This window comes from Streptomyces sp. PT12 (assembly GCF_003311645.1).
Taxonomy (GTDB): Bacteria; Actinomycetota; Actinomycetes; order Streptomycetales; family Streptomycetaceae; genus Streptomyces.
Window position 1 is genome coordinate 1 of sequence record NZ_QEST01000110.1, and the last position, 2,505, is coordinate 2,505.

1 protein-coding gene is annotated in these 2,505 nt (G+C 73.8%); it reads right to left on the reverse strand.

From position 1 onward, the window contains the following. A partial coding sequence (locus DEH69_RS13105; protein ID WP_258534640.1) for a type I polyketide synthase occupies positions 1-2,505 on the reverse strand: 2,505 nt, incomplete at both ends.

The following is a 2,505-nucleotide window of genomic DNA, read 5'->3' on the forward strand; positions in this document are numbered from 1 at the left end:
CGGCGACATGGGCCGCGGCGATCTCGCCGATCGAGTGACCGGCAAGGACGTCGGGGTGGACGCCGAAGGATGTGACCAGGCGGTGGAGGGCGACCTCGGCCGCGAACAGGGCGGCCTGGGTGTACTCGGTGCGGTTGAGCAGGTCGGTGTCGTCGCCGAACACGACGTCGCGCAGGGGGCGTGGGAGATGGGCGTCCAGGTGCGCGCACACGGCGTCGAACACGTCCGCGTAGACGGGGAACGCCTCGTACAACTCGCTTCCCATGCGCAGGCGTTGGCTGCCCTGGCCGGAGAACAGGAATGCCAGGCGCCCCGGTGTGCCGGTCGTGGGCGCGCCGTCGCGGGCGAGTGCCGCGAGGCGGGTGAGGGCGGTGGCGCGGTCGGGGGCGACGACGACGGCGCGGTCGTCGAGGGCGACGCGGCTGGTCGTGGTGGTGAGGGCCACGTCGGCCGGGCGCAGCTCGGGGTCGGCGGTCCAGTGGTCGAGCAGCCGGGCGGCCTGGGCGCGCAGGGCCTTGGGGCCGCGGCCCGATATGGCGATGGGGAGGGCCGGAAGTGCGCGGGTGGGGGCGGGAGTTGGGGGCTCGTCGTCGGTGGTGGCCTCGAGGAGCACATGGGCGTTGGTGCCGCTGATGCCGAAGGAGGACACGCCCGCGCGGCGCGGGCCCTCCGTTGCCCATGTGCGGGCGTCGGTGAGCAGTTCGACGGCGCCCGCCGACCAGTCGACGTGCGAGGTGGGCTCGTCGATGTGGAGGCTGGGCGGCATGATGCCGTGGCGCATGGCCATGACCATCTTGATGACGCCAGCGACGCCAGCGGCGGCCTGGGTGTGCCCGATGTTGGACTTTACCGAGCCCAGCCACAACGGCCGTTCGGGGGCGCGGCCTTGGCCGTAGGTGGCGAGGAGGGCCTGGGCCTCGATGGGGTCGCCGAGGGTGGTACCGGTGCCATGGGCCTCGACCACGTCGATGTCGGCGGGTTCGAGTCCGGCGTTGTCGAGGGCGGCGCGGATGACGCGCTGTTGGGAGGGGCCGTTGGGGGCGGTGAGGCCGTTGGACGCGCCGTCCTGGTTGACGGCCGAGCCGCGGACGGTCGCAAGGACCCGGTGGCCGTTGCGGCGGGCGTCGGAGAGGCGTTCAAGCAGCAGGAGCCCGGCGCCCTCGCCCCAGCCTGTGCCGTCGGCGGCGCCCGCGAACGACTTGACGCGGCCGTCGGGGGCCAGGCCGCGCTGGCGGCTGAAGTCGAGGAAGGTGCCGGGGGTCGACATGACGGTGGCGCCGCCCGCGATGGCGAGGGAGCACTCGCCGTTGCGGAGGGCCTGGGCGGCCAGGTGGAGGGCGACCAGGGAGGACGAGCAGGCGGTGTCGACGGTGACGGCGGGGCCTTCGAGGCCGAGCGTGTAGGAGATGCGGCCAGAGAAGACTGCGGCGGCGTTGCCGGTGCCGATGTAACCCTCCACGCTGTCCTCGCCGTTGAGGAGCATCGGAACGTAGTCCTGGCCGTTGGTCCCGGCGAAGACGCCGGTGTCGCTGCCGCGCAGGGTCGTGGCGTCGATACCCGCGCGCTCGAGCAACTCCCAGGCGGTTTCGAGGAGGATGCGCTGCTGGGGGTCCATGGCCAGTGCCTCGCGGGGGCTGATGCCGAAGAACGCGGGGTCGAACTGGTCGGCGTCGTGCAGGAATCCGCCCTCGCGGGCGTAGGTGGTGCCCTGCCGGTCGGGGTCGGGGTCGTAGAGGGCGCCGACGTCCCAGCCGCGATTGACGGGCAGGGCGGTGATGGCGTCGCGGCCTTCGGCGACCAACTCCCACAGGTCTTCCGGGGAGTGGACGCCGCCGGGGAAGCGGCAGCTCATCGCGACGATGGCGATCGGCTCGTCGGTGGTGGGGCGTTGGGGCGCGGGGGTGTCAACGGCCGTGCTGCGGCCGAGGAGTTGGTCGAGGAGGTGGGCGGCGAGGGCGGTGGGGGTGGGGTGGTCGAAGACGAGGGTGGCGGGCAGGGTCACGCCCGTGGTGGCGGTGAGGCGGTTGCGGAGCTCGACGGCGGTGAGCGAGTCGAAGCCGACGTCCCTGAAGGCGCGGCCTGGTTCGACGGCGTCGGTGTCGGCGTGGCCGAGGACGGCGGCGGCCTCGGTGCGGACGAGGGTGATGAGGTGGCGTTCGCGTTCCCCGGCGGGGAGTGCGGCGAGGCGGGTGGCGAGGGCGGTGCCGTGCTCGCCGGTCGTGGGGGCCTGATGGCTGGGGGCCTGATGGCTTTCGCGCGCCTCGGGGATGTCGTCGAACAGAGGGCGGTGGCCGGTGGCGGTGAAGGCGGGGGCGAGGACGGACCAGTCGACGTCGGCGACGGTCAGGCAGGTCTGGTCCTCGTCAAGGGCTCGCTGGAGCGCGGCGATGGCCAGCCGCGGGTCGAGGGCGCGCAGGCCGCGGCGGCGGAGGGTGTCGCCCTCGGCGAGCGCCATGCCGCCGCCCGCCCAGGGGCCCCAGGCGATCGACGTGGCGGTCAACCCGC